Annotated in this window: 25 protein-coding genes and 1 pseudogene; 8 read left to right on the top strand and 18 right to left on the bottom strand. The window is 43.4% G+C overall.

Annotated elements, in window-relative coordinates; translation table 11 throughout:
- Positions 1-12: 12 nt before the first annotated feature.
- Positions 13-1020, top strand: coding sequence for a TIGR01777 family oxidoreductase (locus tag Len3610_RS00120; protein WP_176446177.1), 1008 nt, complete (start codon positions 13-15; stop codon positions 1018-1020).
- 240 nt (positions 1021-1260) lie between these two features.
- Positions 1261-1386 (top strand): YfhE family protein, encoded by a 126-nt coding sequence (locus tag Len3610_RS00115; protein ID WP_176446176.1) that lies wholly within the window; start codon positions 1261-1263, stop codon positions 1384-1386.
- 147 nt (positions 1387-1533) lie between these two features.
- Here the strand turns inward: Len3610_RS00115 and Len3610_RS00110 are convergent, their stop codons facing one another.
- Positions 1534-1818 carry a hypothetical protein gene (locus tag Len3610_RS00110; RefSeq protein ID WP_176446175.1) on the bottom strand — a complete coding sequence of 95 codons (285 nt, stop codon included), beginning with the start codon at positions 1816-1818 and terminating at the stop codon, positions 1534-1536.
- Positions 1819-1993: 175 nt separating this feature from the next.
- Here Len3610_RS00110 and Len3610_RS00105 point away from each other — a divergent pair, with 175 nt between their 5' ends.
- The 5 genes and pseudogenes from Len3610_RS00105 to Len3610_RS00090 all read left to right on the top strand — a co-directional run bounded on the left by Len3610_RS00105 (position 1994) and on the right by Len3610_RS00090 (position 4481).
- Positions 1994-2413 carry a helix-turn-helix transcriptional regulator gene (locus Len3610_RS00105; RefSeq protein WP_176446174.1) on the top strand — a complete coding sequence of 140 codons (420 nt, stop codon included), beginning with the start codon at positions 1994-1996 and terminating at the stop codon, positions 2411-2413.
- A gap of 161 nt (positions 2414-2574) precedes the next feature.
- Positions 2575-2796 carry a PLD nuclease N-terminal domain-containing protein gene (locus Len3610_RS00100; protein ID WP_176446173.1) on the top strand — a complete coding sequence of 74 codons (222 nt, stop codon included), beginning with the start codon at positions 2575-2577 and terminating at the stop codon, positions 2794-2796.
- 69 nt (positions 2797-2865) lie between these two features.
- Positions 2866-3351, top strand: a pseudogene (locus tag Len3610_RS21515) (ABC transporter ATP-binding protein); the annotation flags it as partial.
- Between the two features lie 84 nt (positions 3352-3435).
- Positions 3436-3705: an ATP-binding protein DrrA1-3 family domain-containing protein gene (locus tag Len3610_RS21510; protein WP_369693703.1), complete on the top strand. Its 270-nt coding sequence runs from the start codon at positions 3436-3438 to the stop codon at positions 3703-3705.
- Positions 3705-4481: an ABC transporter permease gene (locus Len3610_RS00090; protein WP_176446172.1), complete on the top strand. Its 777-nt coding sequence runs from the start codon at positions 3705-3707 to the stop codon at positions 4479-4481. The genes Len3610_RS21510 and Len3610_RS00090 overlap by 1 nt, the downstream gene beginning before the upstream one ends.
- Positions 4482-4509: 28 nt before the next feature.
- On the opposite strand, the gene Len3610_RS00085 is transcribed toward Len3610_RS00090, so the two are convergent.
- The 13 genes from Len3610_RS00085 to Len3610_RS00025 form a co-directional block, all read right to left on the bottom strand.
- Positions 4510-5217: a hypothetical protein gene (locus Len3610_RS00085; RefSeq protein WP_176446171.1), complete on the bottom strand. Its 708-nt coding sequence runs from the start codon at positions 5215-5217 to the stop codon at positions 4510-4512.
- 3 nt (positions 5218-5220) lie between these two features.
- A complete protein-coding gene (locus Len3610_RS00080) occupies positions 5221-6075 on the bottom strand; it encodes an ABC transporter ATP-binding protein (RefSeq protein WP_176446170.1) in 855 nt (284 codons plus the stop codon).
- Entirely contained in the window at positions 6065-6442 is a 378-nt protein-coding gene (locus Len3610_RS00075) for a GntR family transcriptional regulator (protein ID WP_176446169.1), read from the bottom strand. Before Len3610_RS00075 ends, Len3610_RS00080 begins: the two co-directional genes overlap by 11 nt.
- 317 nt (positions 6443-6759) lie before the next feature.
- Positions 6760-6939, bottom strand: coding sequence for a type II toxin-antitoxin system antitoxin (locus Len3610_RS00070; RefSeq protein ID WP_176446168.1), 180 nt, complete (start codon positions 6937-6939; stop codon positions 6760-6762).
- Between the two features lie 13 nt (positions 6940-6952).
- Positions 6953-7798: an SPFH domain-containing protein gene (locus tag Len3610_RS00065; protein WP_176449501.1), complete on the bottom strand. Its 846-nt coding sequence runs from the start codon at positions 7796-7798 to the stop codon at positions 6953-6955.
- A 72-nt stretch (positions 7799-7870) separates the two neighbouring features.
- Positions 7871-8740, bottom strand: a complete 870-nt coding sequence (locus Len3610_RS00060) for a ComEC/Rec2 family competence protein (protein WP_176446167.1) — start codon at positions 8738-8740, stop codon at positions 7871-7873.
- Between the two features lie 127 nt (positions 8741-8867).
- The gene (locus tag Len3610_RS00055) at positions 8868-9272 is read right to left on the bottom strand and encodes a hypothetical protein (protein ID WP_176446166.1); all 405 of its coding nucleotides are present in this window, start codon (positions 9270-9272) and stop codon (positions 8868-8870) included.
- Positions 9273-9399: 127 nt separating this feature from the next.
- Positions 9400-11529 carry an ATP-dependent Clp protease ATP-binding subunit gene (locus tag Len3610_RS00050; protein WP_176446165.1) on the bottom strand — a complete coding sequence of 710 codons (2130 nt, stop codon included), beginning with the start codon at positions 11527-11529 and terminating at the stop codon, positions 9400-9402.
- A 269-nt stretch (positions 11530-11798) separates the two neighbouring features.
- Complete coding sequence (locus tag Len3610_RS00045; protein ID WP_176446164.1) at positions 11799-13379, bottom strand: acyl-CoA synthetase MbcS; 1581 nt, start codon at positions 13377-13379, stop codon at positions 11799-11801.
- Positions 13380-13529: 150 nt separating this feature from the next.
- The gene (pdaA, locus tag Len3610_RS00040; protein ID WP_176446163.1) at positions 13530-14324 is read right to left on the bottom strand and encodes a delta-lactam-biosynthetic de-N-acetylase; all 795 of its coding nucleotides are present in this window, start codon (positions 14322-14324) and stop codon (positions 13530-13532) included.
- A gap of 62 nt (positions 14325-14386) precedes the next feature.
- The gene (locus Len3610_RS00035) at positions 14387-15697 is read right to left on the bottom strand and encodes a Na+/H+ antiporter family protein (protein ID WP_176446162.1); all 1311 of its coding nucleotides are present in this window, start codon (positions 15695-15697) and stop codon (positions 14387-14389) included.
- Between the two features lie 648 nt (positions 15698-16345).
- Positions 16346-17149 (bottom strand): YfkD famly protein, encoded by an 804-nt coding sequence (locus Len3610_RS00030; protein ID WP_176446161.1) that lies wholly within the window; start codon positions 17147-17149, stop codon positions 16346-16348.
- A gap of 89 nt (positions 17150-17238) precedes the next feature.
- Positions 17239-17631, bottom strand: coding sequence for an OsmC family protein (locus Len3610_RS00025; RefSeq protein WP_176446160.1), 393 nt, complete (start codon positions 17629-17631; stop codon positions 17239-17241).
- A 152-nt stretch (positions 17632-17783) separates the two neighbouring features.
- Between Len3610_RS00025 and Len3610_RS00020 the strand changes: the two genes are divergently transcribed.
- A complete protein-coding gene (locus Len3610_RS00020) occupies positions 17784-18947 on the top strand; it encodes an MFS transporter (RefSeq protein ID WP_176446159.1) in 1164 nt (387 codons plus the stop codon).
- Between the two features lie 271 nt (positions 18948-19218).
- On the opposite strand, the gene Len3610_RS00015 is transcribed toward Len3610_RS00020, so the two are convergent.
- The 4 genes from Len3610_RS00015 to Len3610_RS00005 form a co-directional block, all read right to left on the bottom strand.
- Complete coding sequence (locus Len3610_RS00015; protein WP_176446158.1) at positions 19219-19896, bottom strand: amino acid ABC transporter permease; 678 nt, start codon at positions 19894-19896, stop codon at positions 19219-19221.
- On the bottom strand, positions 19893-20111 hold the full coding sequence (locus tag Len3610_RS21505; RefSeq protein ID WP_369693702.1) for a type 2 periplasmic-binding domain-containing protein: 219 nt from the start codon (positions 20109-20111) through the stop codon (positions 19893-19895). The genes Len3610_RS00015 and Len3610_RS21505 overlap by 4 nt, the downstream gene beginning before the upstream one ends.
- Before the next feature lie 76 nt (positions 20112-20187).
- Positions 20188-20316 (bottom strand): hypothetical protein, encoded by a 129-nt coding sequence (locus tag Len3610_RS21500; RefSeq protein ID WP_369693618.1) that lies wholly within the window; start codon positions 20314-20316, stop codon positions 20188-20190.
- Between the two features lie 26 nt (positions 20317-20342).
- On the bottom strand, positions 20343-20891 hold the full coding sequence (locus Len3610_RS00005; protein ID WP_369693617.1) for a transporter substrate-binding domain-containing protein: 549 nt from the start codon (positions 20889-20891) through the stop codon (positions 20343-20345).
- Positions 20892-21205: the final 314 nt, after the last annotated feature.

Raw genomic sequence — 21205 nt, 5'->3', positions numbered from 1 at the left:
GGAGTGATTGGCATGAATATTATGATAACCGGCGGGACCGGATTTGTCGGCAGGCATCTGACCAAAGCGCTGACCGAAGAAGACCATCATGTTTACATACTGACACGCTCCCCGGAAAAGCATACGAACACCGAGAAAAAAACTTTCATCAGCTATAACCATTCCGTTGAAGGCATGCCGGCCATACAAGCGGTCATTAATTTGGCCGGGGAATCATTATTCGGTTACTGGACTGAAAAGAAAAAAGAATCCATCCGCACAAGCCGGATTAACACCACCCGGCAGGTTGTCCAGATGATGGACCAAATGGAGACGAAGCCCGACGTCTTCATAAGCGGCTCGGCGGTAGGATTTTATGGAACGTCCGAAGATCTTATATTCACCGAAAACACGACACAGTCTGGTGACGACTTTCTGGCGGAAATTGTCATGGAATGGGAGCAAACGGCAAAACAGGCGGAGGAGCTTGGCATCCGGACCGTTTTCATGCGGTTTGGAATCATACTGGGAAAAGAAGGCGCGCTGCCTCTGATGAAGCTGCCGGTTAAAATGTTCGCAGGCGGAAGAATCGGTAATGGTGAACAATGGATTTCCTGGATCCATGTAGAAGATGTCGTCGGACTAATTCAGTTTTGTCTGTTTAATCAGCATATCAATGGACCTGTGAATGTAACCGCACCACATCCGAAGCGGAACAAGGATTTTACCCACGTACTGGCAAAAGTCTTGCGCCGCCCCGACTGGATTCCTGCGCCTTCCTTGCCGATTCGTACAGTTCTCGGCCAAATGAGCCTGTTAATCCTGGAGGGACAATACGCGTTTCCGCAAAAGGCCAAAGAGAATGATTTTTCCTTTGTCTACCCGTATCTGCAGGAGGCATTGCAGGAAACAGAGGTTAGGGCGATTTTGTATAGGCTGTCTTCACATTATTGTTGCTATGGACCCCGCAACCCGAATACACGTGCTCGTCACGTTGCAAGTCATTTCGGCGAAGCCTACGTTCTCGCAACTCGCAGCTGATCGGTGGAAGTTTCGCTTCGTCGCTCCGGGGTCTCACCGATGCCTCTGCTCCCCCAGGAGTCTACGTGTATTCGGGTTGCTAGTAAGGTAATATATCCTTAAATCTAATCCAAAACACATCTTTTAGAAAACAGCCTTTGTATATTTTCTCAGATTAGGTTAATCCTATTAAAAAATCGTTCAAAAGGATGTGTCATGTACCTGACTTTTGAACGACCTTTCTAAAGTGAGGGATTATCTATGCCGAAAAAACCCATTGAGCAGGAAAAATTTTTGTCCAAAACACAGGAAGTCCTTTATCAAAAAGAATTCAGAAAAGCTGATCGGGAGTACAACCGGTTAACCCAAAGAGGAAATCGCAGTTAATATGGCGATTTCCTCTTCACTTATCCACAAAAATCATTTACGGTGTTGATAAGTCTGTGAACCCCTGCCACTAAAGGCCCTTTTATTCACAGCTGATCAGTGGATAATCTCCTGATCGGCTGTGGATAATGGGGATAATCTTGTTGATTACTTTGCGGCGGCCCATGAGGTTGTTGATAATTTTGTTGATTGAGATAGTATCATGCGTGCTTCGTCCAGTGCATCCATTTTACAATCGCCAAACCCAAAACCTGTATTGATGTTTTCCGTTTCAAAAATGAGTGCTGCCTGCAAAATACTTTCTTTATCCACATTCCACAAGTACATAATCACTGTAGCCGCTTCAACAACATGTATTTCAAAATCCTCTTCATGAAACATTGCCCTCAGTATCATAATTTTTGTCAAACTTGTGATAGTTCTATGATACAAAACCAAGCATCCCATCATGGGACCATCTCCCTACATGTTCTATTTTAAAACATCATACAATATGTGCATATAGAGCACAACAATAAACCCTTTTCACACTCTGAATCATGGTAGGATTTAAATATCGATCAAAAATCCGGATAATTTGTCCATTACAAGACAGAGTGTGATAATCATGAATTTGGAAAAGATTGCTTACAATATTAAATTTTTGCGTGAGCAGCATAACTGGACACAAGAAAAGCTGGCATATCAATTAAACATCTCCCGCTATGTGGTCATCCGCTGGGAAACAAATAGAGTGACCCCGGATTTGGAATCATTGATCAAATTAAGCGAACTTTTCGACGTGACCATTGATCATATTGTTGGTAATCATACTTTCCGGGAAGACTTGCTGAAAGATTTCAAACGGATTTACAGTTCCAACACGACGTCATTTGACGAGGAAGCTGTAGAGCTTGTTCAATATCTGATGGAAAACCCCTCTCTCAAAAAGCAGATTTTCCGCCTGCGAAATATCCCCGTCCGGAAGCAGCAGGCCGTACATGATATGCTGGAACACTTTATTGATATCATTGACGATCAACTATAAGCGGAATTGTTTATTGTACTGACCTTAATAAAATCATGGATAGCTAAAACACTGGCACTTGATTATTGAACTATATGACAAGTGCCAGTGTTTTGTTGTTAATGAAACCTTCTTATAACTGATTCCGTATAATGACTATACATTACGATGGAGGAATCATAATGGAGGAAATCAACTCAATCAATGAAATCGACTGGACTGATATGTTGACTGTGATTGTGCCAATGCTTGTCATCCAAGCTATTTTGCTGATCGCAGCCATTATTGACCTGATCCGAATTGAGCGAACGAACGGACCAAAATGGGCGTGGGCACTTGTTATTGTTTTCATTAATATTATTGGCCCTATTATATATTTCATTTTCGGAAGGAGAAACGACTAAATGGCATTGCTTAGCGCAGACAATTAAAGTAAAAAATACGGTGGCAACCCTGCCGTCGATCACGTCAGTTTCCAATTTGAATCCGGAAAATGTATTGCCCTGATTGGTCCAAACGGTGCCGGCAAAACGACAACATTACGTATGCTTTCCGGACTGTTAAAACCGACAAGCGGGACCATTTCATTTACCGATATGAAAGAAAATCGTGATATACGCAAGTCAATTGGCTATCTGCCGCAGCACCCTGTCTTCTATAAATGGATGACCGGACAGGAGTTTCTTGTTCATGTCGGGCGGCTGGCGCATCTCTCAAAATCAGAAGCAACAAAACGTGCCAAAAAACTGTTGGAACGCATTGGACTTACCGATGCTGCAAATCAGCGAATCGGTAAGTACTCCGGTGGGATGAAACAGCGGCTCGGGATAGCCCAGGCCATGATTCACCAGCCAAAATTGCTGATCCTTGATGAACCGGTATCATCATTGGATCCAATTGGCCGTCGTGAAGTGCTGACATTAATGGAAGAGCTGAAAGAAGATATAACGCTATTATTTTCCACCCATATTTTAGGTGATGCCGATGAAGTCAGTGATGAACTGCTTCTTTTGCATGAAGGCAGGATTATTGAGTCGGGCTCGATGGAAGCGCTTCGTGAAAAATACCAAATCGCCAAAATTGAGCTCAGTTTTGACGGGAATTTACGTGATTACCAAAAGAAAGTGGAAGCCTTGTCAGCTGTCACAGCATGTTATACTGACCAGAGTCGCCTGCATGTGACGGTAGAAGATATGGCTGAAGCGCGGCGTCATATTTTAGCTGCTGCTTCAGCTGAAGAATGGCCACTTACATCTTTTTCCATTAATCGCGCATCATTGGAAGACATGTTCATGAAGGCGGTGAATAGCTGATGCAATGGTGGACGCTTTTTCAAAAAGAACTGATTGAAAATGTCCGGAACATTAAATGGATATGGGTGCCTTTGGTCATGATACTGCTTGCCATCGTGGATCCACTCACCAATTATTTTTTGCCGCAAATCATTGACGCTGCCGGCGGAATGCCTGACGGGACTGAAATCCAGCTGCCGGAATATCAGCCGAGTGATGTCGTCATGATGAGTCTTGGTCAATTTAATAGCCTCGGTGTATTAGTCATTGCACTCATGTCGATGGGCACGATTGCCGGTGAACGCAAAAGCGGTGTCGCCGAATTAATTCTGGTTAAACCCGTCTCCTATACAAACTACATAACAGCCAAATGGGCATCATTATCGTTGCTGACTTTAACTTCCATTACACTCGGCATGATTGCCAGCTGGTACTATATCAATTTATTATTCGGTGACTTATCATTTGGAGCACTGCTGCAGGTCGTATTCTTTTATGGATTGTGGATACTACTGGTCGTATCCATCTCGATTTTTTATAATACGCTATTTAAGATACCCGGTCTTGTAGCGTTTTTAACGTTTGCAACCGTCATCCTGATGGGTGTCATCACGTCTATTTTTGCCCATGTACTCGAATGGAGCCCGAACAATATATCAAACTATATTCAGCAAATGCTCGTAACCGGAAGTGTGCCATCTGATTTAATTGGGGCAAGCCTCGTTACACTTATCATGATTGTGCTGCTGGTTGGAGGTTCAGTCTTTATATTTAAAACAAAAGATATGGCGGAGTAGAAAAGGACTGGGAGCCCCAGTCCTTTTGTTATCTAACTTTGACCGTCGTAATTCTTCGCAAAAACAGATAAGATAAAGCATAAATCACCAAGCCGATTCCCAACAGCTGATAAAAGAATTCAAGATCAATTCCCGCCACTAAGTCTGTAACGAAATCAATGATCCAGCCCTGTGCGATTCCTAACAAACCAACAACCACCAGGGCACCAAGGAAACTGCCTCCGCCTGCCAGACCATATTTATAAAACATCAAGCCGATAATAAACATAACCGCAAAAAAGAAGAACATAACCGACGTATCAATGAGAATGCGTGTGTACCAGGTATCATCCACAAAATATGCCGGATGGAGAAAGTAGAACAGATCGATCCCTGTTGCATTCAACAATGCCAGCACTAGCTCCTGCAGCATCGTCGCGGCCAGTGCCAGTGCCATTGACAGAATGAGAAAAAATATTCCCAGACTGATAAATAAATTTTTGCGTGTTGCTCCCATTTTAATGGCAAACGGCACAGAATCCTTCACTGACAAAAATCCTACGATGGCGCAAAAGACATACATGGGTCCTGTCAGGCTGAAAGTGAAAAATGTGTCGCCGTCATTCAATCCTTCCAGGAAGTACGCAAAAGCCAGCGAAACGGCTAAGATTGCCAGTAAAATCGTCCAAAAAATCATGAGTGAGTAACGCAGATCCGATCCGTAAAAATAAAGCAGGCCTTTCATTTGTCTGCCCATCCGCTACGCCCCCTTCTTTTCCGTCAAATAAATCATCAGTTCCTGAATCGGTATGCCTTCAGCAGACAGACCAGCTGATTTGGCCTGGTCTATATTGCCATAGACGTATGCTGTCATCATGCCGGCAAACTGTTTGCTCTGGATGACTTCCTTGTCTTTGATAAACCCCTCAACATCCTGAACAGGTCCGGAAACCCCATAAGCATTATCGCGCAGAACTTCCGCTTCCTCTTTTAATACAAGCTTCCCGTCCTGTAAAATGAGAACTTCCTCAAACATCAGGCTCACTTCATCAATCAGGTGTGTGGAAAAAATAATCGTCCGTTTTTCAGCTTCATATTCCTCCAGTAAAATATCGTAAAACTTCTTGCGTGCGGCTGCATCAAGTCCGATATACGGTTCATCAAAAATCGTGATGGGTGCCTTGCTTGCCAGCCCGACGATAATACCGAGTGCTGATGCCATCCCTTTTGATAATGTTTTGACTTTCGCATTGAGATTCAGATTATACTCGCGTATTAGCTCATCAGCCAGTTTCTGATCCCAAGTCGGGTAAAAATAAGCATAAATGCGCAGCACATTTTTTACTTTCAAATCCTTTTTGAAATTATCTCCTTCTTTAATCAGACAAATCGATTCAGTCAGGCGCTGATTGTCAAACGGATTTTCACCGTCGATCAGAATTTCGCCTTCAGAGGCTAAAATGTGGCCCGATAGAATTTCCATAAAGGTCGTTTTCCCTGCCCCATTACGTCCGAGAAGCCCATAGATTTTCGGTTCTGATAACGTAAACGATACATCATCCAGCGCTTTTGTTTCCTTGTAGTTTTTCGAAACATTTTTGACTTCAATTTTCATCGCTTTTCTCCTCCCTGTTCACCATTTCCATCAGTTCATCTTTATTAATTTTTAATTTAGCCGCCTCATCTTTTAATGGCAATACGTAATGTTCATAAAACGTCTGCTTCCGCTTCTCTATTAAAATTGATTCGGCTTCTTCGGTCACAAACATGCCGACACCCCTCCGCTTGACTAAAATACCTTCATCCACCAGCTCATTGGTCCCTTTCGCTGCCGTTGCCGGGTTGATTTGAAAGTGCTTGGCAAACTCATTTGTAGACGGGACACGTTCACCCGGTTTAACCGTTCCATTAATAATTGAATCTTCCAGCTGTTCTTTAATTTGCATAAAGATGGGCTTATTTTCATCCAATTGCATTTTCATAATGAGGCTCCTTAGCTAATTGGTTAATTACTTATGTAACTAACCATATAACTAAAAGTGCTGATTGTCAATCATTTTTTGAAAAATTAATTTGTGCATGGTCAAATGAAACTGTAATTTGTAAATTGGCCCAAGATGTCACAGAGTTGGCCCAAGTTCACATAGAATCGGCTCAAGTTGTCACAATTTCGGCCCAAGTTCACGATTTTTCCGCTTAAATTGTCACATTTCCACCGGTTCTAAATACATGTGGCGCGACCTGATTTTTATGTAAAAGCAAAAAAGCTCCGCACCTTAACTAAAGTGCGGAGCCTATATCAATCTTCCCCTATTTTTTTATCCTGTGATTTCGGTAATCGACCTGCTTTCTTGGCTGATTCCCTGAGCAAAAATTCCACATGACTATTGACGCTTCGGAATTCATCCTTGGCCCAGACTTGTAAAATCTCATATAGTTTCGGGTCTATCCTCAATGGGAAATTCTTTTTTTTAGCCATCGAAACCCTCTTTTTACTGATAAAGTGATCCGGTATTGACGACCGGCTGTGAACCATTTTCAGACACAATTGACACCATCAGATTATTGACCATGGTGGCACGCCGCTCTTCATCCAATTCAACGATGCCGTCTTTTTCCAGCTGGGCGATGGCATCCTCGACCATTCCGACAGCTCCTTCGACAATTTGTTTACGTGCAGCAATGATGGCACTTGCCTGCTGACGCTGCAACATTGCTTGGGCAACTTCAGTCGAATAGGCAAGATGTGTCAAGCGTGTTTCCAGAACCTCTACACCCGCAACTGTCAGCCGTTCCTGAAGATCCTTCGCCAATTGTGCCGATACTTCTTCTGCATTCCCGCGCAGCGTCATTTCATCGGCTGTAAATGTATCATACGGATACTGAGTGGCGACAGCGCGGATAGCCGTTTCACTCTGGATCTCCACATATTTTTCATAACGATCCACTTCAAATACCGCTTTAGCGGCATCGACCACTCTAAATACAATAACAGCCGCAATTTCAATCGGATTTCCGTTGACATCGTTCACCTTCAGCTGGCTGCTGTTAAAATTCCGGACGCGTAATGAGACCATCCTTCTGCTTGAAAATGGAATGGTTATGACGACCCCTTCTTTGCGGATGCTGCCCATATATTTTCCCAGAAAAATCACAACCGCTGCCTGATTCGGCTGGACAATCGTAATACCGCTTCCCAGTACAATAGCAATCACCAATGCAATGCCACCGATAATAAAATGACTTTCCATGAAGCTCATAACAGTAACGGCCACCAACACAGCAATAGCAAGAATCCCGACATACCCATTCATCATCCATGCATCTTTTTCACGAATCACATTGACACACCTTCCCCGATTTCAATTTTATATTATTATGATATCATCATTGTATATTTTTGTAAAACATTATCCTGCTTTTAACCGACTTTCAGGTCTTTTCTCATGGAAAAGGACAAATCCTTTTCCATTTGTGCGAACCGTTATATCACCAAACGTTGCTGTCGGATAAATGGCTGTATCAACTTTGTGCAAATTTTCCATGACCCGGTCAACCGGATGGCCGTATTCATTTTCCTGTCCATATGTCAGAATTGCGGCATTCGGACTGACCTCTTCCAAAAATTCCAGTGATGTACTTGTATGTGACCCGTGATGGGCAACTTTCACTATTTCCGAATCCAGATCATACTTTTCGGCCAATTTTTTCTCCTGTTCTTTTTCAACATCACTCATTAGTAAAAAATCCATGTCTTTAAAACTGATTTTCAGAACAATGGATGATTGATTATTCGTTTTGGATCCGTTATGTGTGTTTAAAATCCGTACGTTTAATAATGGATCAATGTTAATCAGTTCATTCCGGCCAGCAATTTCAATCGGTATATTCCGCCTTAAAACCTGGCTGATATAATGTGCATACGTTCTCGTTGAATGAATTTTACCTGTATCCATAATTCTATCCACTTCAAACGATTTCATAACCTCTGTCAGCCCGCCTATATGGTCAATGTCCGGGTGTGTCGCAATCACTAAATCGAGTTTCTTTACATCCTGCTCTTTAAGAAAGGAAACAACTTTCTTGCCTGCGCTGGGGGGCCCGCCATCGATAAGAATGTTTTTACCGGAAGGCGTTTGAACCAGAATACTATCCCCCTGACCTACGTCGATAAAATGAACATCCATGTCAGGCTGCTGTTCAGCATTATAAACACCTGGTGCGATTATAAAAACGGATATGATGACAGATATAAACCAAATACTTCTTTGCCGTTGCATAATAAACATCCTCTTAGCTGTGAGTGCTTATAGTTTGTTCAAATTGAGGGCACTATTATGCGACATGATTGGTGGAAATAACGCGGTAGTGCATGTCGGGAATTGATTTGTTTTGGGAGTCTCACGCTCATATTTTCGGGTTCTCCGGCCATGTTCTCGGTTCTCTGGCCCATGTTTCGGTTCTCCGGCACATGTTTCGATTCTCCGGCACATGTTTCGGTTCTCCGGCACATGTTTCGGTTTTCTGGCCCATGTTTCGGTTCTCCGGCCCATGTTTCGGTTTTCTGGCCCATGTTTCGGTTTTCTGGCCCATGTTTCGGTTCTCCGGCACATGTTTCGGTTTTCTGGCCCATGTTTCGGTTCTCCGGCCCATGTTTCGGTTCTCCGGCACATGTTTCGGTTCTCCGGCACATGTTTCGGTTCTCCGGCACATGTTTCGGTTCTCCGGCCATGTTTCGGTTTTCTGGCCCATGTTTCGGTTCTCCGGCACATGTTTCGGTTTTCTGGCCCATGTTTCGATTCTCCGGCCCATGTTTCGGTTTCGTGCAAATATTTCCCCTCTCGCTCATGTTTGTTTGCTAAAATTCCACACTAAAATTTCAAGCAAACAAAAAGCCGCTGAACAAAGTCAGCGGCTTTCCGTTTTACCAGCACAATGTTTATTCACTTTTTCCAACAACAATTTCGCCATCTTGAACGGCTACTTGAACAGCACCAATTGTTTCTTCTTCAAGAATCAGATCGGTCAGTTGATCTTCTATTTTGTCCTGGATAACGCGGCGTAATGGTCGTGCGCCAAAGCGGCGGTCGTATCCAAGCTGGACAAGCTCATGTTTCGCTTCGTCGGTAACAGAGATGGCGATGTCATTTTCTTCAATCGTTTCTTCCAGTTCTGTCAGCATCAGATCAACAATTTGCAGAAGACTATCTTCAGTCAGCTCATTGAATGTGATAATGCTGTCAAAACGGTTCAGAAACTCAGGTTTGAAATAGGCGCTCAGGTTTTCAAGATTTTGCACCGATTCATGTTCATCCCGGTTGAAACCGACATTAATTTGCTTTTCACCGGTTCCGGCGTTACTTGTCATGATGATAACCGTTTCTTTAAAGCTTACGGTACGGCCGTGCGAATCGGTCAGTTGTCCGTCTTCCATGATTTGCAGGAACATGTTCTGCACATCAGGGTGTGCTTTTTCGATTTCATCCAGCAATAGGATGGAATAAGGATTGCGGCGGACTTTTTCCGTTAGCTGGCCTGCTTCTTCGTGGCCGACATATCCCGGTGGTGAACCAATAATTTTGGAAGTCGAATGTTTTTCCATATATTCACTCATGTCAAGTCGGATTAAGCTGTCACGTGAACCGAACAATTCTTCAGCAAGTGCTTTTGTCAGTTCTGTTTTACCGACACCGGTCGGCCCGACAAACAGGAATGATCCGATTGGACGATATTTGGATTTCAGTCCTGCACGGCTGCGGCGGACGGCTTTGGCAACTTTTTGCACTGCTTCGTCCTGACCGATGACTTTCTTCTCAAGATTCTCACCCAGGTCACGCATTTGTTTTTGCTCATCAGCCTGCAGTTTGGTAACCGGAATACCGGTTTTTTCTTCAACAATCAATTGAATATCGGAAATAGCCACATCGACAATTTGTTCTTCGTCTTTGGCTTTTTCCAGTTGTTTTTGCAGCTGGATTTCCTGATAACGCAAGTGTGCCGCTTGTTCATAATCTTCTTTTTCAGCGGCTGCTTCTTTTTCACGGACAATTTCATCCAGACGGTTTTGAATTGAATCCGAGTCTTTTTCCGCATTGTCGAGATTCAAGCGTGAACCAACCTCGTCCATCAGGTCAATCGCTTTGTCCGGCAGAAAGCGGTCCTGAATGTAGCGTTGTGACAATGTGACGAACGCTCGGATAGCTTCATCGGAATAACGGACTTCATGGAATTTTTCATAACGGTCTTTAATACCGTCAAGAATCTTTACAGCATCTTCCAGTGACGGCTCCTGAACCATGATTGGCTGGAAACGACGCTCCAATGCGGCATCCTTCTCGATTTGACGATATTCTTTCAGTGTTGTGGCACCGATCAATTGCAGTTCACCACGAGCCAGTGCAGGTTTCAAAATATTGCCCGCATCCATTTGTGAGCTTTCTGCAGTACCTGCGCCAACTAAAAGATGTATTTCGTCAACGAACAGGATGACATTTTGACGTTCCTGCAATTCCTGTACGAGTTGTTTCATGCGTTCTTCAAACTGACCGCGCATGCTGGTGTTGGCAACGAGGGATGCGACATCCAACAGATAAATTTCTTTATCCATCAGTTTTGCCGGTACTTTGCCTTCCGTAATTTTCAGTGCAAGACCTTCTGCAATGGCCGTTTTACCGACACCGGCTTCACCTATCAGCACCGGGTTGTTTTTGTTCCGGCGGTTCAGCGTTTCAATGGTGCGCTTCACTTCGTTATCACGTCCGATAATCGGATCTACCAGTCCGGCACGTGCTGCATTTGTTACGTTTTTGCCAAGTTGATCAAGCAAGCCATTGTTACCGGATCCTTGCTGTGTTTTGGTTCCGGTGAATCCTTGACCTTGCTGACTATTACCCTGGAAAAATTTATTGGCAAAATCGCCTTGCTGACCTTGATTAAAGTCGCCATTCATCATACTTCCCTGAACTTCCCGGAAGCATTGATTACATAGGTGCATATTCATACGTTCATTGTTGATTTGCATTGAGACGTTTATTGCTGCTGGACGAATACCACAATTTTGACATTGCATAATGTGAATCCTCCTTGTTTAATAACAAATGTATTTTTAAAAGGTTTGACTTTGACTATCTTTGACCTTTCTGATTCTTATTATACTCTGACCTTCTTTGACTTTCAAGTGGTTTTGCTCAATTTTTATGGAAAAATTATTTTTCCTGAAAGACCATCGCATGCGGCCGTTGCTGTACTTCATCATTTTAATAAAACCTTCCACTTATTCATTTTCACGTCAAAAGGGCTACCCTAAACATAGAGCAGCCCTTTCGAAAATATACGTTTTTAATTTTTGACCTTTTCCTTTTCCCTCAATTCAATTCTTCTGATCTTTCCTGAGGTTGTCTTTGGCAGTTCATCAATAAATTCAATTTTCCTCGGATATTTATACGGAGCCGTTAGTTCTTTAACATGATCCTGCAAATGTCTGATTAAATCAGGATCATCGGGATCTGCTACATCCTGAAGAACGATAAAAGCTTTGACAATATTACCACGCACTTCATCAGGGCTTGCCACGACAGCACATTCCTTGACAAATGGATGTTTGACCAATGCATCCTCTACTTCGAATGGTCCGATCGTATAGCCGGAACTGATAATAATATCATCACTGCGCCCTTCAAACCAGAAATAGCCTTCCTCATCCTTTGATGCCTGATCACCTGTTACATAATAATCACCGCGGTGGGACATTTTCGTGCGCTCCGGATCCTTATAATATTCACGGAATAATGCCGGACTGTCCAGCTTGACCGCAATATCACCAATCTCATTCGCAGGAAGCGGCTGCCCGTCTTCATCAATTATTTCCACATCGTTACCCGGCGTTGGTTTTCCCATCGACCCGGGCTTCACTTTTGTGTTTTTCATAAACCCGAGCAATAATGTATTTTCTGTTTGTCCATAGCCATCACGAACTGTCAAATCAAAATATTCCCGGAATGTATCAATGACTTCCCGATTAAGCGGCTCACCCGCCGAGACAGCACTATGGAGCGCAGGTAATTGATAGTCCTCGAGATTGTCGACTTTAGCCATCAAACGATACTCGGTTGGTGTGCAGCATAACACATTAATATCTTCATCCTGCAGCAGTCCGAGATAGGTATTCGGATCAAATTTGCCTTGATAGACAAACCCGGTGGCGCCTGAACCAAGCACCGATAAGAAAGGACTCCAGATCCATTTTTGCCAGCCCGGACCCGCTGTTGCCCAAACCTTATCACCTTCATTTATACTAAGCCAATTTTCAGGCGCTGTCTTCAGGTGGGCATACCCCCAGCCATGTGTATGTACGACCGCTTTGGGATTACCGGTTGTGCCCGATGTATACGATAAAAAGGCAATATCGTCTTTTGTGGTGGCAGCCATACCCAAATCACCTGATGCTTGTTCCTTCAACTCATCCAGGTTGTGCCAGCCATCGACGGAATCGCCTACTGAAAATAAGGTCAGCTGATCAAATTCCTTGATGCCTTCAAATTGATCAACGAACGGGTAATAGCTGACGACCGCGCTGACTTCACCGTGGCTGATCCGATACTGCAGATCCTTTGTCTTCAGCATTTCCGATCCCGGTATAACAATAATTCCGGTCTTCAACGCCGCCAGATATGTTTCATACGCTTCGATTAATCGCGGAATCATAACGAGAATTTTATCGCCCTTTTCCAGGCCAGTCCCTTTGAAAGCGTTACCAATTCTATTTACATTGTTAAGCAATTGATCATAGGTGATTTCTTTTGCCTGTCCATTGTCATCTTTCCAGACAATCGCATTCCTCGTCGGGTTTTTTGATGCAAAGTGCTCCATCTCCATTACAATATTATAGTCTTTCGGAGCAATTAAATCTTCTTTGTTCATTAAATCAACTCCAATACTAGGATGTTCGTTCATTATATCAGAATTTATATAAAATTTGTATAAGTTATTGGTTTCTTGTCCATTTCCATTTAAAAAGCTGCCTTTCATATTGAAAGACAGCTTTCGTATGCATCATAACCAGTGTAATTATCAATAGCCATAAATCGGCTCCGGCAATTTGTTTTTCATGACAAGATGGTCCAGGCTTCTGAATTGGTAACCTTGATTTTTCATTTCCTCTATCATTTTATCCAGTGCTTTGGCATTATCGGACGAAACAGTGTGAAGCAGGATAATCGCTCCCGGATGGATATTGTCCATAATATTTTCATACGCGTGCTCCCAGCCTTGCTGTGTTTCCCAATCAACGAACGCCGAAGACCAGAATATATGGATATAACCCAGTTCATTCGCCCAATCCAATGTTTTTTCGCTGAACATACCCTTTGGCGGACGCACATACTTGATATCCTCCTGGTCGGATACTTCTGCAACGGCTTCCTCCAATGTCTCCAATTCTTCCTGCATCGTATCTTTCGTGACAATGGTGAAATCGGGGTGATGGTAGGAGTGATTGCCGATAATATGCCCTTCATCAGCCATCCGGTTGACAAGGTCAGGCTCACTTCTCACATAATGGCCCGTCAGGAAAAAAGCAGCCGGAACATCATGCTTCTTTAAAACATCGAGAACATCATCGGTATAGCCACCCTCATACCCGTTGTCAAACGTCAGGTATACTACTTTTTCTCCGGAATGATCTGCGTAGTAGGCGCCATGTTCCTCGAGAATTTGCTTATACTTACCGACATCCGGAATTTCATGTTCATCATTTTTTTTGAATCCCCATCCATAGCCACTGGCAGCATGGGCGATATCCTGATAAGGCATATAAGTAAGGAAAAACAGGATAACCGCCAAGGCTGCAGCAATGTATTTTCGCATAGCATACCCCACCTATTTTTTTCCTTACTTTTTCCATAATCCTATTCATTTATTCATAACACCTAAAGTACCATCGCGGCAATCCATCCAAACACAATCAGTGGGATATTAAAGTGAATGAATGTCGGAACACAAGTATCCCAAATATGATGGTGTTTGCCGTCAGCGTTCAATCCGGAAGTGGTACCGAGTGTACTGTCTGATGCCGGTGACCCTGCATCACCCAATGCACCCGCAGTCCCGATCAGTGAAGCGGTTGCCAGCGTTGAAAAGCCTGCTGACAGACAAATTGGAACAAACAGCGCTGCCAGTATCGGAATGGTTCCAAACGAGGAGCCAATGCCCATTGTGACAATCAGCCCGACAAGCAACAATATGAGAGCAATTAATGCCTGGTTATCGTCAAGAAATCCGGATGACATTTCCACGAGAGCATTCACGGCTCCAGTATCTTCCAAAACCCTGCCGAACCCGGAGGCAACCAGCATAACAAACGCAATTTGTCCCATCATCGCAATACCGTTTGCCATTATTTGATCACCTTTTTTAAATGGAACAACGACAAGTGCAAACATTAGAACCAGGCCTGTTAACGCCCCGGCAATCAGGTTTTGGGTGATGATCTGAACAATTAATGCGCCTGCAATCGCAACTAATGTCAGGGCGTGTTTCTGATTAAATCTGACGTTTTCCGATGGCGGCGCTGTAAAATTGGCCTCGCTGCCGCCTGCCCCTGGAATGGATTCACGATCTTTACGGTAAGTGAATAAGACAGCAATTAACAAACCAATAACCATCCCTGCACCTGGTATCAACATCGCCATTGCCGTCTGCCCGGTCGTGACATCAATGCCACTTTCGGCCATCCCATCCACAATCGTGTTGTGAAAAAGCAGACCAAATCCGGCTGGAATCATGACATATGGCGCTTTTAACCCAAATGTCAATGCAGCTGCCACACCACGGCGGTCCACCTTCATTTCATCAAACAATTTGAGTAATGGTGGAATCAAGATTGGTACAAATGCTATATGAACCGGCACCGCATTTTGTGATAGAGATGCCACACCGGCAATTGCCAGCACCATCATCGTTTTTCTGCCGGTTAGTACTTTGATTAAAAAGTTTACGAGAATGGACGTAATTCCGGTATAACTAATGGCAACAGCAAAAGCACCAAGCAAAATATAACTTAATGCCGTGTTTGCCTGACCACCCATCCCGCTGACCATCAATTCAATTGATTCAATAACAGACAGTCCGGACATCAGTCCTGCTGTAAGAGCTGCTGCAATGATGGCAATAATGACATTGACCTTTAACAAACTAAGAATGGTCAATACTAATACAGATACGATCACAACCCATTCCATTTTCGTTTCCCCTCTCCATTTCTATCTCTTTCGTTCAGCTTTAACACTTTATTATGATAAAGCATTAAAGCTGAAAAATCAACCCTATTTTTGATCTGGGAAATTATTCTAATGTCAATCGGGCTGATAAATAAGGGGATGTCCTTGGGTAATACAGTTGAAGGTTCGTCATGGTTTGCTGCTTGGGGGCTGTTCGGGAGCATGTTTGGATTTTCGCGCCCATGTTTGCGCTCTCGAGCCATGTTTACGATTTTGCGCCCATGTTTGTGCCGCTCGGGCCCATGTTTGTGATTTCGAGCCCATGTTTGTGCCCTCGAGCCCATATTTGTGATTTCGAGCCCATGTTTCCGATTTTGAGCCCATGTTTGCGATCTCGAGCCCATATTTGTGATTCCGAGCCCATATTTCCGTTTTTGCGCCCATGTTTGCGCTCTCGTGCCCATATTTGTGATTTCGAGCCCATGTTTACGATTTTGAGCCCATGTTTGCGCTCTCGAGCCCATGTTTACGATTTTGAGCCCATGTTTGTGCCGCTCGGGAACATGTTTTGATTCTCGAGCCCATGTTTGGCCGAACGAGGGCACCTTTTCGTGATCTGATTAATACCCCCTCCGGAAAGATTTCCGGAGGGGGTATCACCAGTTATTCCTATTTCAATTGGAAGGAAAATGATACGTGGTCCTGTACTGGTATCCAGGCACCTATTCCTTGTTTGGTAACATTCTTGACCACAATCGATTTACTGTTGCCTTTCAGTTGAACATACACTTCGCCAAAAGTCACTTGTCCACGCTCATTTACTGCCGGTGCATATGCTTCGAGCTCCCCGTATTTTTTCGCCGGTACACTATACGTGTTGTCTTTTTCTGTGTTTTGACCGATCACACTCGTATAGGCCAATGGCAATTCAAGTTTATCCTTTGCCTGCAGCAGCATCATTTTTTTAACATCATCGGGGTTTGTGATTTTGTTCGTTAATGCGCCTTTAATCTCCTTCTGCTCCTGCTGATTATATTGCATTTTCTTCTCTGAGTCGCCGCCGATATTATTCAGCTCATTTGTATTAATGTTCTGATACTCCCAATTGATATTTGTTTCATCTGATTTGTAGTTCAGCGGCCATCTGCCTAAGAACACCATGCCACGGTAGCCAAACGAAATCGGTGAGGGGTTAATGGATGTTTCGTTGAGCATTTTAATCAGGTCGGGATTCTCGATTGTAATTTCGACATCGTTAATCAATTCCTCAGTCAATTCACTCGGCTCAACAACTTCCTGATCCTCCGTCGAGTTAGGGTAAGTGTTTTCTTTTGATATGTTCAAGACATGACTCGGTACCTCATATTCATCCTTTTCCTCTGATTCCGTGTCTTCATTTTCCTCAGCCAGGCCGCTAACGGGAATCAGTAAAACAAATACCATTAATACGCTGATGTAAATTCGTTTATTCATGTGTCCCATTCCTTTCATTCTGCTTAAACCAATTGCTTTTCACCGTTTAAGTGTAGTTTTTTCGGACACATGAATATTATACCCTCTTTTTAACGGCTCAGTTCCACTGTTTCCAGTGTCTCCTCAATCGTAATACTGTCTTCAACCGAACGGACCATGGAACAATTTTTTCTGGCCACTGCAAGATTTTTATACAATTTCTCATCATCTAAACGATAACCTTTGATGATATAATGCAAATCAATCCGTTCAATCCGATTTGCATCGTCAGGGTTGCGCTCGACGTTTGTTGTTATGGTCATATCCGATACATCTGTCCGCTGTTTCTTTAAAATTTTGCGAAAGACTGACGCGCTGCAGCCTGCAATAGAGGCAACCATTAATTGAAACGGACGGAAACCAAATTCCTCGTTCCCCGATATATCCAGCTGACCATAATCTAAATCAATACGTATACCTTCTTCTTTTAAATGAAATTCCATTATAATTGTCACTCCCTCATCATAATCCTTTATTATTATTTACCCTTAATCTTATATCATAACGCCCTTTTGAATGAAATGTTTTGAATTGACCTTGGTTCTGAAAAGAATTACATTAAATGCAGCAACATGAACGGGGGAGGGGACAAACAATGGTATCAGCACAAACAAGATTTTGGATATTAATTGCGCTCGTATTCATATCAGGATTCTCACAAGGAATGATCCTCCCATTATTATCCATTATTCTTGAGCAAAATGGTGTCCCCTCTTCTGTCAACGGACTCCACGCGACGGGATTGTATATTGGTATCCTGATCGCATCGCCTTTTATGGAAAAACCAATGCGCCGATTTGGTTTCAAACCGGTTATTATGATAGGCGGTATGCTTGTATTCATTTCATTAGCGTTATTCCCTTTTTGGAAGGCTTTATGGTTTTGGTTTATCCTGCGTGTCATGATCGGGATTGGTGATAATATGCTCCATTTCGGTACCCAAACGTGGATCACAACAACCAGCCCCAAAGAAATACGCGGGAAAAACATTTCATTTTACGGCTTATCATTTGGGTTAGGGTTTGCAGTGGGACCGCTGATGACCCGGCTCCTGGAAATAAACGAGGCTTTGCCGTTTCTCATTTCTGCATTGCTTAGCATGATTGTCTGGTCATCAATGTTTTTTGTCCGAAACAGAATGCCTGATAATGGGGACATCCATACCACCAGCAGTTCCAGTTCAATACAGCGGTTTATCCAAACCGGCAAAATTGCCTGGGTTGCAATGCTACCGGCATTCGGCTATGGTTTTTTAGAAGCAACCTTGCACGGTATATTCCCGATATATGGGTTGCGGATCGGGCATGATGTGAACATCCTGTCGTTAATCATCCCATTTTTTGCAGGTGCAAGCATTATTACACAAATTCCTTTAGGCATGTTAAGTGACCGGGTGGGAAGACGAAGAATTTTAATGACGGTCATAGCGGGCGGAATTATTTGTTTTCTGTTTGCAGCGTCATTTGAGACATCCACCGCGGCACTGTTTATTTCGTTTGCCGCCTCAGGTATGCTCGTCGGTTCGTTATATTCATTAAGTATTGCCTATATGACCGACCTGGTGCCAACCTCACTCTTACCGGCGGGAAATCTGATGACAGGCATTTCATTCAGTCTGGGAAGCCTGATGGGACCTTATTTAGGAGGACTATTTATCGAATACTTTCCCGGGGTCTCTTTTTTCTATATGATTATTGCTGTGCTGATACTTATGCTGGCAACCATCTTTTTCAAAAAAGATACAGGGAAGTCGCTCTAATTCGTAAAAACTCTGTATAATGATTTACAGCGATTTCCGCTCAATCTTCAGCGACTTCACCCGAAGCTATAGCAATTATCAATTAAACTACAGCGATTAGGGCATGATCTATGGCGCACCGCTGTAATCTACAGCGGTTCCGGCTCAGTTTACAGCGGTTTTTTTCAAATAATTTACAAACACGGGTGGGATAAGGTATAAATCAAAAGAAAAATCCGAACAATGAGCCGAAATTCTTCGGATAGACTTCGGTTTAGTTCGGATTTCTCTTTTATAAAAACCTGCTGAACCTTGCTTCCAGCCGGTCCTGCATGAACGAAATAAGCACACAAACAGGCCAATAGATCAAGGCAACCAATATATACAATGTCATCGCATCAAATTCCCTGCCAACGACGATTTGTGTTCGCTGAAACAATTCCGGGACCGTAATAACAGCTGCCAAAGATGTTGCTTTCACAATATCCATAAATACGTTCGTGAGCGGTGGTATTGCAATCCTGGTCGCTTGCGGTAAAATAATGATTTGCAACGTTTTCCAGTACCCTATATTTAGTGACTTGGCTGTTTCCCATTGTCCAATATCAACGCTGTTCAGTGAAGAGCGATTTATTTCCGCTATATAAGCAGCACTGTTCAATCCAAACCCAACAGATGCAGCGACAAATGCAGTCAGTTCCAATCCAATATACGGCAGGCCAAAATATAAAATAAATAGAAAGACGAGAATGGGCGTCCCGCGCATAAAGGAAATATAAACCCTTGAAGGCCACCTCAATATGATCCTGTCTGAGGAGCGTGCCAATGCGAGAAACAGACCCAGTATCATCCCGATTGCCATACCAGCTAATGCGACGCCAATCGTGGCAGGAAGTCCGCCAAGCACAAACGGCAGACTTTCCAGTGCCAGCTTCACATCAAAAATACCGCCAAAATCAAATCCGTTCATCTTTTAAAAATCCAATCCTTCAATTTCACGAATATCTTCTTCCGGTTCCGGGAGGCATCTTCTTCATAGAATTCCTCAGCGAGTGCCGTTAGTGTACCATCTTCCCGCATATCTTCCAAAGCCTGATTAACTTCAGTCTGCAATTTGTCGGCGCCCTCCGCCATAATCATTCCTTTTCGTGTCGGGTGAAACTTCAATTCCGGATGAAGGGTGATATCAAACTCCGGAAACGCAGCAACACCGAATTTTGATAGATAGTAGTCATTTATACAACATCAGTCCTGCCATTATTTACATCGCGAAGATAAGCCTCATTTGGGCATTCCCATATGTAACGACTTCTGCTCCGAATTTGCGCGCGATTTCACTGTAGACAGTGGAAGCAGCACCACCGGCATCTTTTCCCTCCAAATCCTCCAATTTCTCAACACCTGAGTGGTCATGGGTTATGTACCATCTTCCCGCATATCTTCCAAAGCCTGATTAACTTCAGTCTGCAATTTGTCGGCGCCCTCCGCCATAATCATTCCTTTTCGTGTCGGGTGAAACTTCAATTCCGGATGAAGGGTGATATCAAACTCCGGAAACGCAGCAACACCGAATTTTGATAGATAGTAGTCATTTATCACAACATCAGTCCTGCCATTATTTACATCGCGAAGATAAGCCTCATTTGGGGCATTCCCATATGTAACGACTTCTGCTCCGAATTTGCGCGCGATTTCACTGTAGACAGTGGAAGCAGCACCACCGGCATCTTTTCCCTCCAAATCCTCCAATTTCTCAACACCTGAGTGGTCATCCTCCCTGACAACCATTGTCGAATATGAGTGTTTAAATGGACTGCTGAAATTGAATTTCTCTTCCCGTTTGTCCGTAATACCCATACCTGCCATATCAATTCGTCCGCTTTCAACGGCGGCTAATACACTATCGAAGCCGATAATTTCAAATGTTATATCGAGATTTAAACGTTCTGCAATTTTACGGGCCACTTCCACCTCATAAACCAGTTAGGGCATCTTCATTTTCCTCATCACCTTCAAAATAATAAGATCGGCAATAAGTGTGTTCCAGAAACCTCGTATCCTAACAACGAGTCACCTGCTCCTGGAATGCTGATTTTGACCAACCCCATATTATTGAAATTGGTGTTAGAAATCGTGAGAATCATTCTTACTCCACTGCTATTCTTCCCCTGAGATATTATATAGCGTGCCAAGGCGGGCCTAACACCCAAAAAATATAACGGCTAGGATTTATTTATACACACCGACTGCAAGACTTTTCTCATATATGTTACACTCCA

The organism is Lentibacillus sp. CBA3610, assembly GCF_013373365.1.
Taxonomy (GTDB): domain Bacteria; phylum Bacillota; class Bacilli; order Bacillales; family Amphibacillaceae; genus Lentibacillus.
The sequence above is the reverse complement of the archived record's forward strand: the minus strand, read 5'-3'. Positions and strand labels throughout refer to the sequence as shown.

Coding starts and splice junctions, on each gene's coding strand:
- Len3610_RS00015 (WP_176446158.1), bottom strand. CDS start 19,896: ATGAACGGATTTGATTTTGGCGGTATTTTTGATGTGAAGCTGGCACTG.
- Len3610_RS00100 (WP_176446173.1), top strand. CDS start 2,575: ATGGAGGAAATCAACTCAATCAATGAAATCGACTGGACTGATATGTTG.
- Len3610_RS00120 (WP_176446177.1), top strand. CDS start 13: ATGAATATTATGATAACCGGCGGGACCGGATTTGTCGGCAGGCATCTG.
- Len3610_RS00055 (WP_176446166.1), bottom strand. CDS start 9,272: ATGGGCCGGAGAATCGAAACATGGGCCAGAAAACCGAAACATGTGCCG.
- Len3610_RS00070 (WP_176446168.1), bottom strand. CDS start 6,939: ATGGCTAAAAAAAAGAATTTCCCATTGAGGATAGACCCGAAACTATAT.
- Len3610_RS21510 (WP_369693703.1), top strand. CDS start 3,436: ATGGAAGCGCTTCGTGAAAAATACCAAATCGCCAAAATTGAGCTCAGT.
- Len3610_RS00075 (WP_176446169.1), bottom strand. CDS start 6,442: ATGAAAATGCAATTGGATGAAAATAAGCCCATCTTTATGCAAATTAAA.
- Len3610_RS00090 (WP_176446172.1), top strand. CDS start 3,705: ATGCAATGGTGGACGCTTTTTCAAAAAGAACTGATTGAAAATGTCCGG.
- pdaA (WP_176446163.1), bottom strand. CDS start 14,324: ATGCGAAAATACATTGCTGCAGCCTTGGCGGTTATCCTGTTTTTCCTT.
- Len3610_RS00030 (WP_176446161.1), bottom strand. CDS start 17,149: ATGAATAAACGAATTTACATCAGCGTATTAATGGTATTTGTTTTACTG.
- Len3610_RS00105 (WP_176446174.1), top strand. CDS start 1,994: ATGAATTTGGAAAAGATTGCTTACAATATTAAATTTTTGCGTGAGCAG.
- Len3610_RS00025 (WP_176446160.1), bottom strand. CDS start 17,631: ATGGAATTTCATTTAAAAGAAGAAGGTATACGTATTGATTTAGATTAT.
- Len3610_RS00045 (WP_176446164.1), bottom strand. CDS start 13,379: ATGAACAAAGAAGATTTAATTGCTCCGAAAGACTATAATATTGTAATG.
- Len3610_RS00035 (WP_176446162.1), bottom strand. CDS start 15,697: ATGGAATGGGTTGTGATCGTATCTGTATTAGTATTGACCATTCTTAGT.
- Len3610_RS00085 (WP_176446171.1), bottom strand. CDS start 5,217: ATGGGCAGACAAATGAAAGGCCTGCTTTATTTTTACGGATCGGATCTG.
- Len3610_RS00060 (WP_176446167.1), bottom strand. CDS start 8,740: ATGCAACGGCAAAGAAGTATTTGGTTTATATCTGTCATCATATCCGTT.
- Len3610_RS00080 (WP_176446170.1), bottom strand. CDS start 6,075: ATGAAAATTGAAGTCAAAAATGTTTCGAAAAACTACAAGGAAACAAAA.
- Len3610_RS00050 (WP_176446165.1), bottom strand. CDS start 11,529: ATGCAATGTCAAAATTGTGGTATTCGTCCAGCAGCAATAAACGTCTCA.
- Len3610_RS00115 (WP_176446176.1), top strand. CDS start 1,261: ATGCCGAAAAAACCCATTGAGCAGGAAAAATTTTTGTCCAAAACACAG.
- Len3610_RS00020 (WP_176446159.1), top strand. CDS start 17,784: ATGGTATCAGCACAAACAAGATTTTGGATATTAATTGCGCTCGTATTC.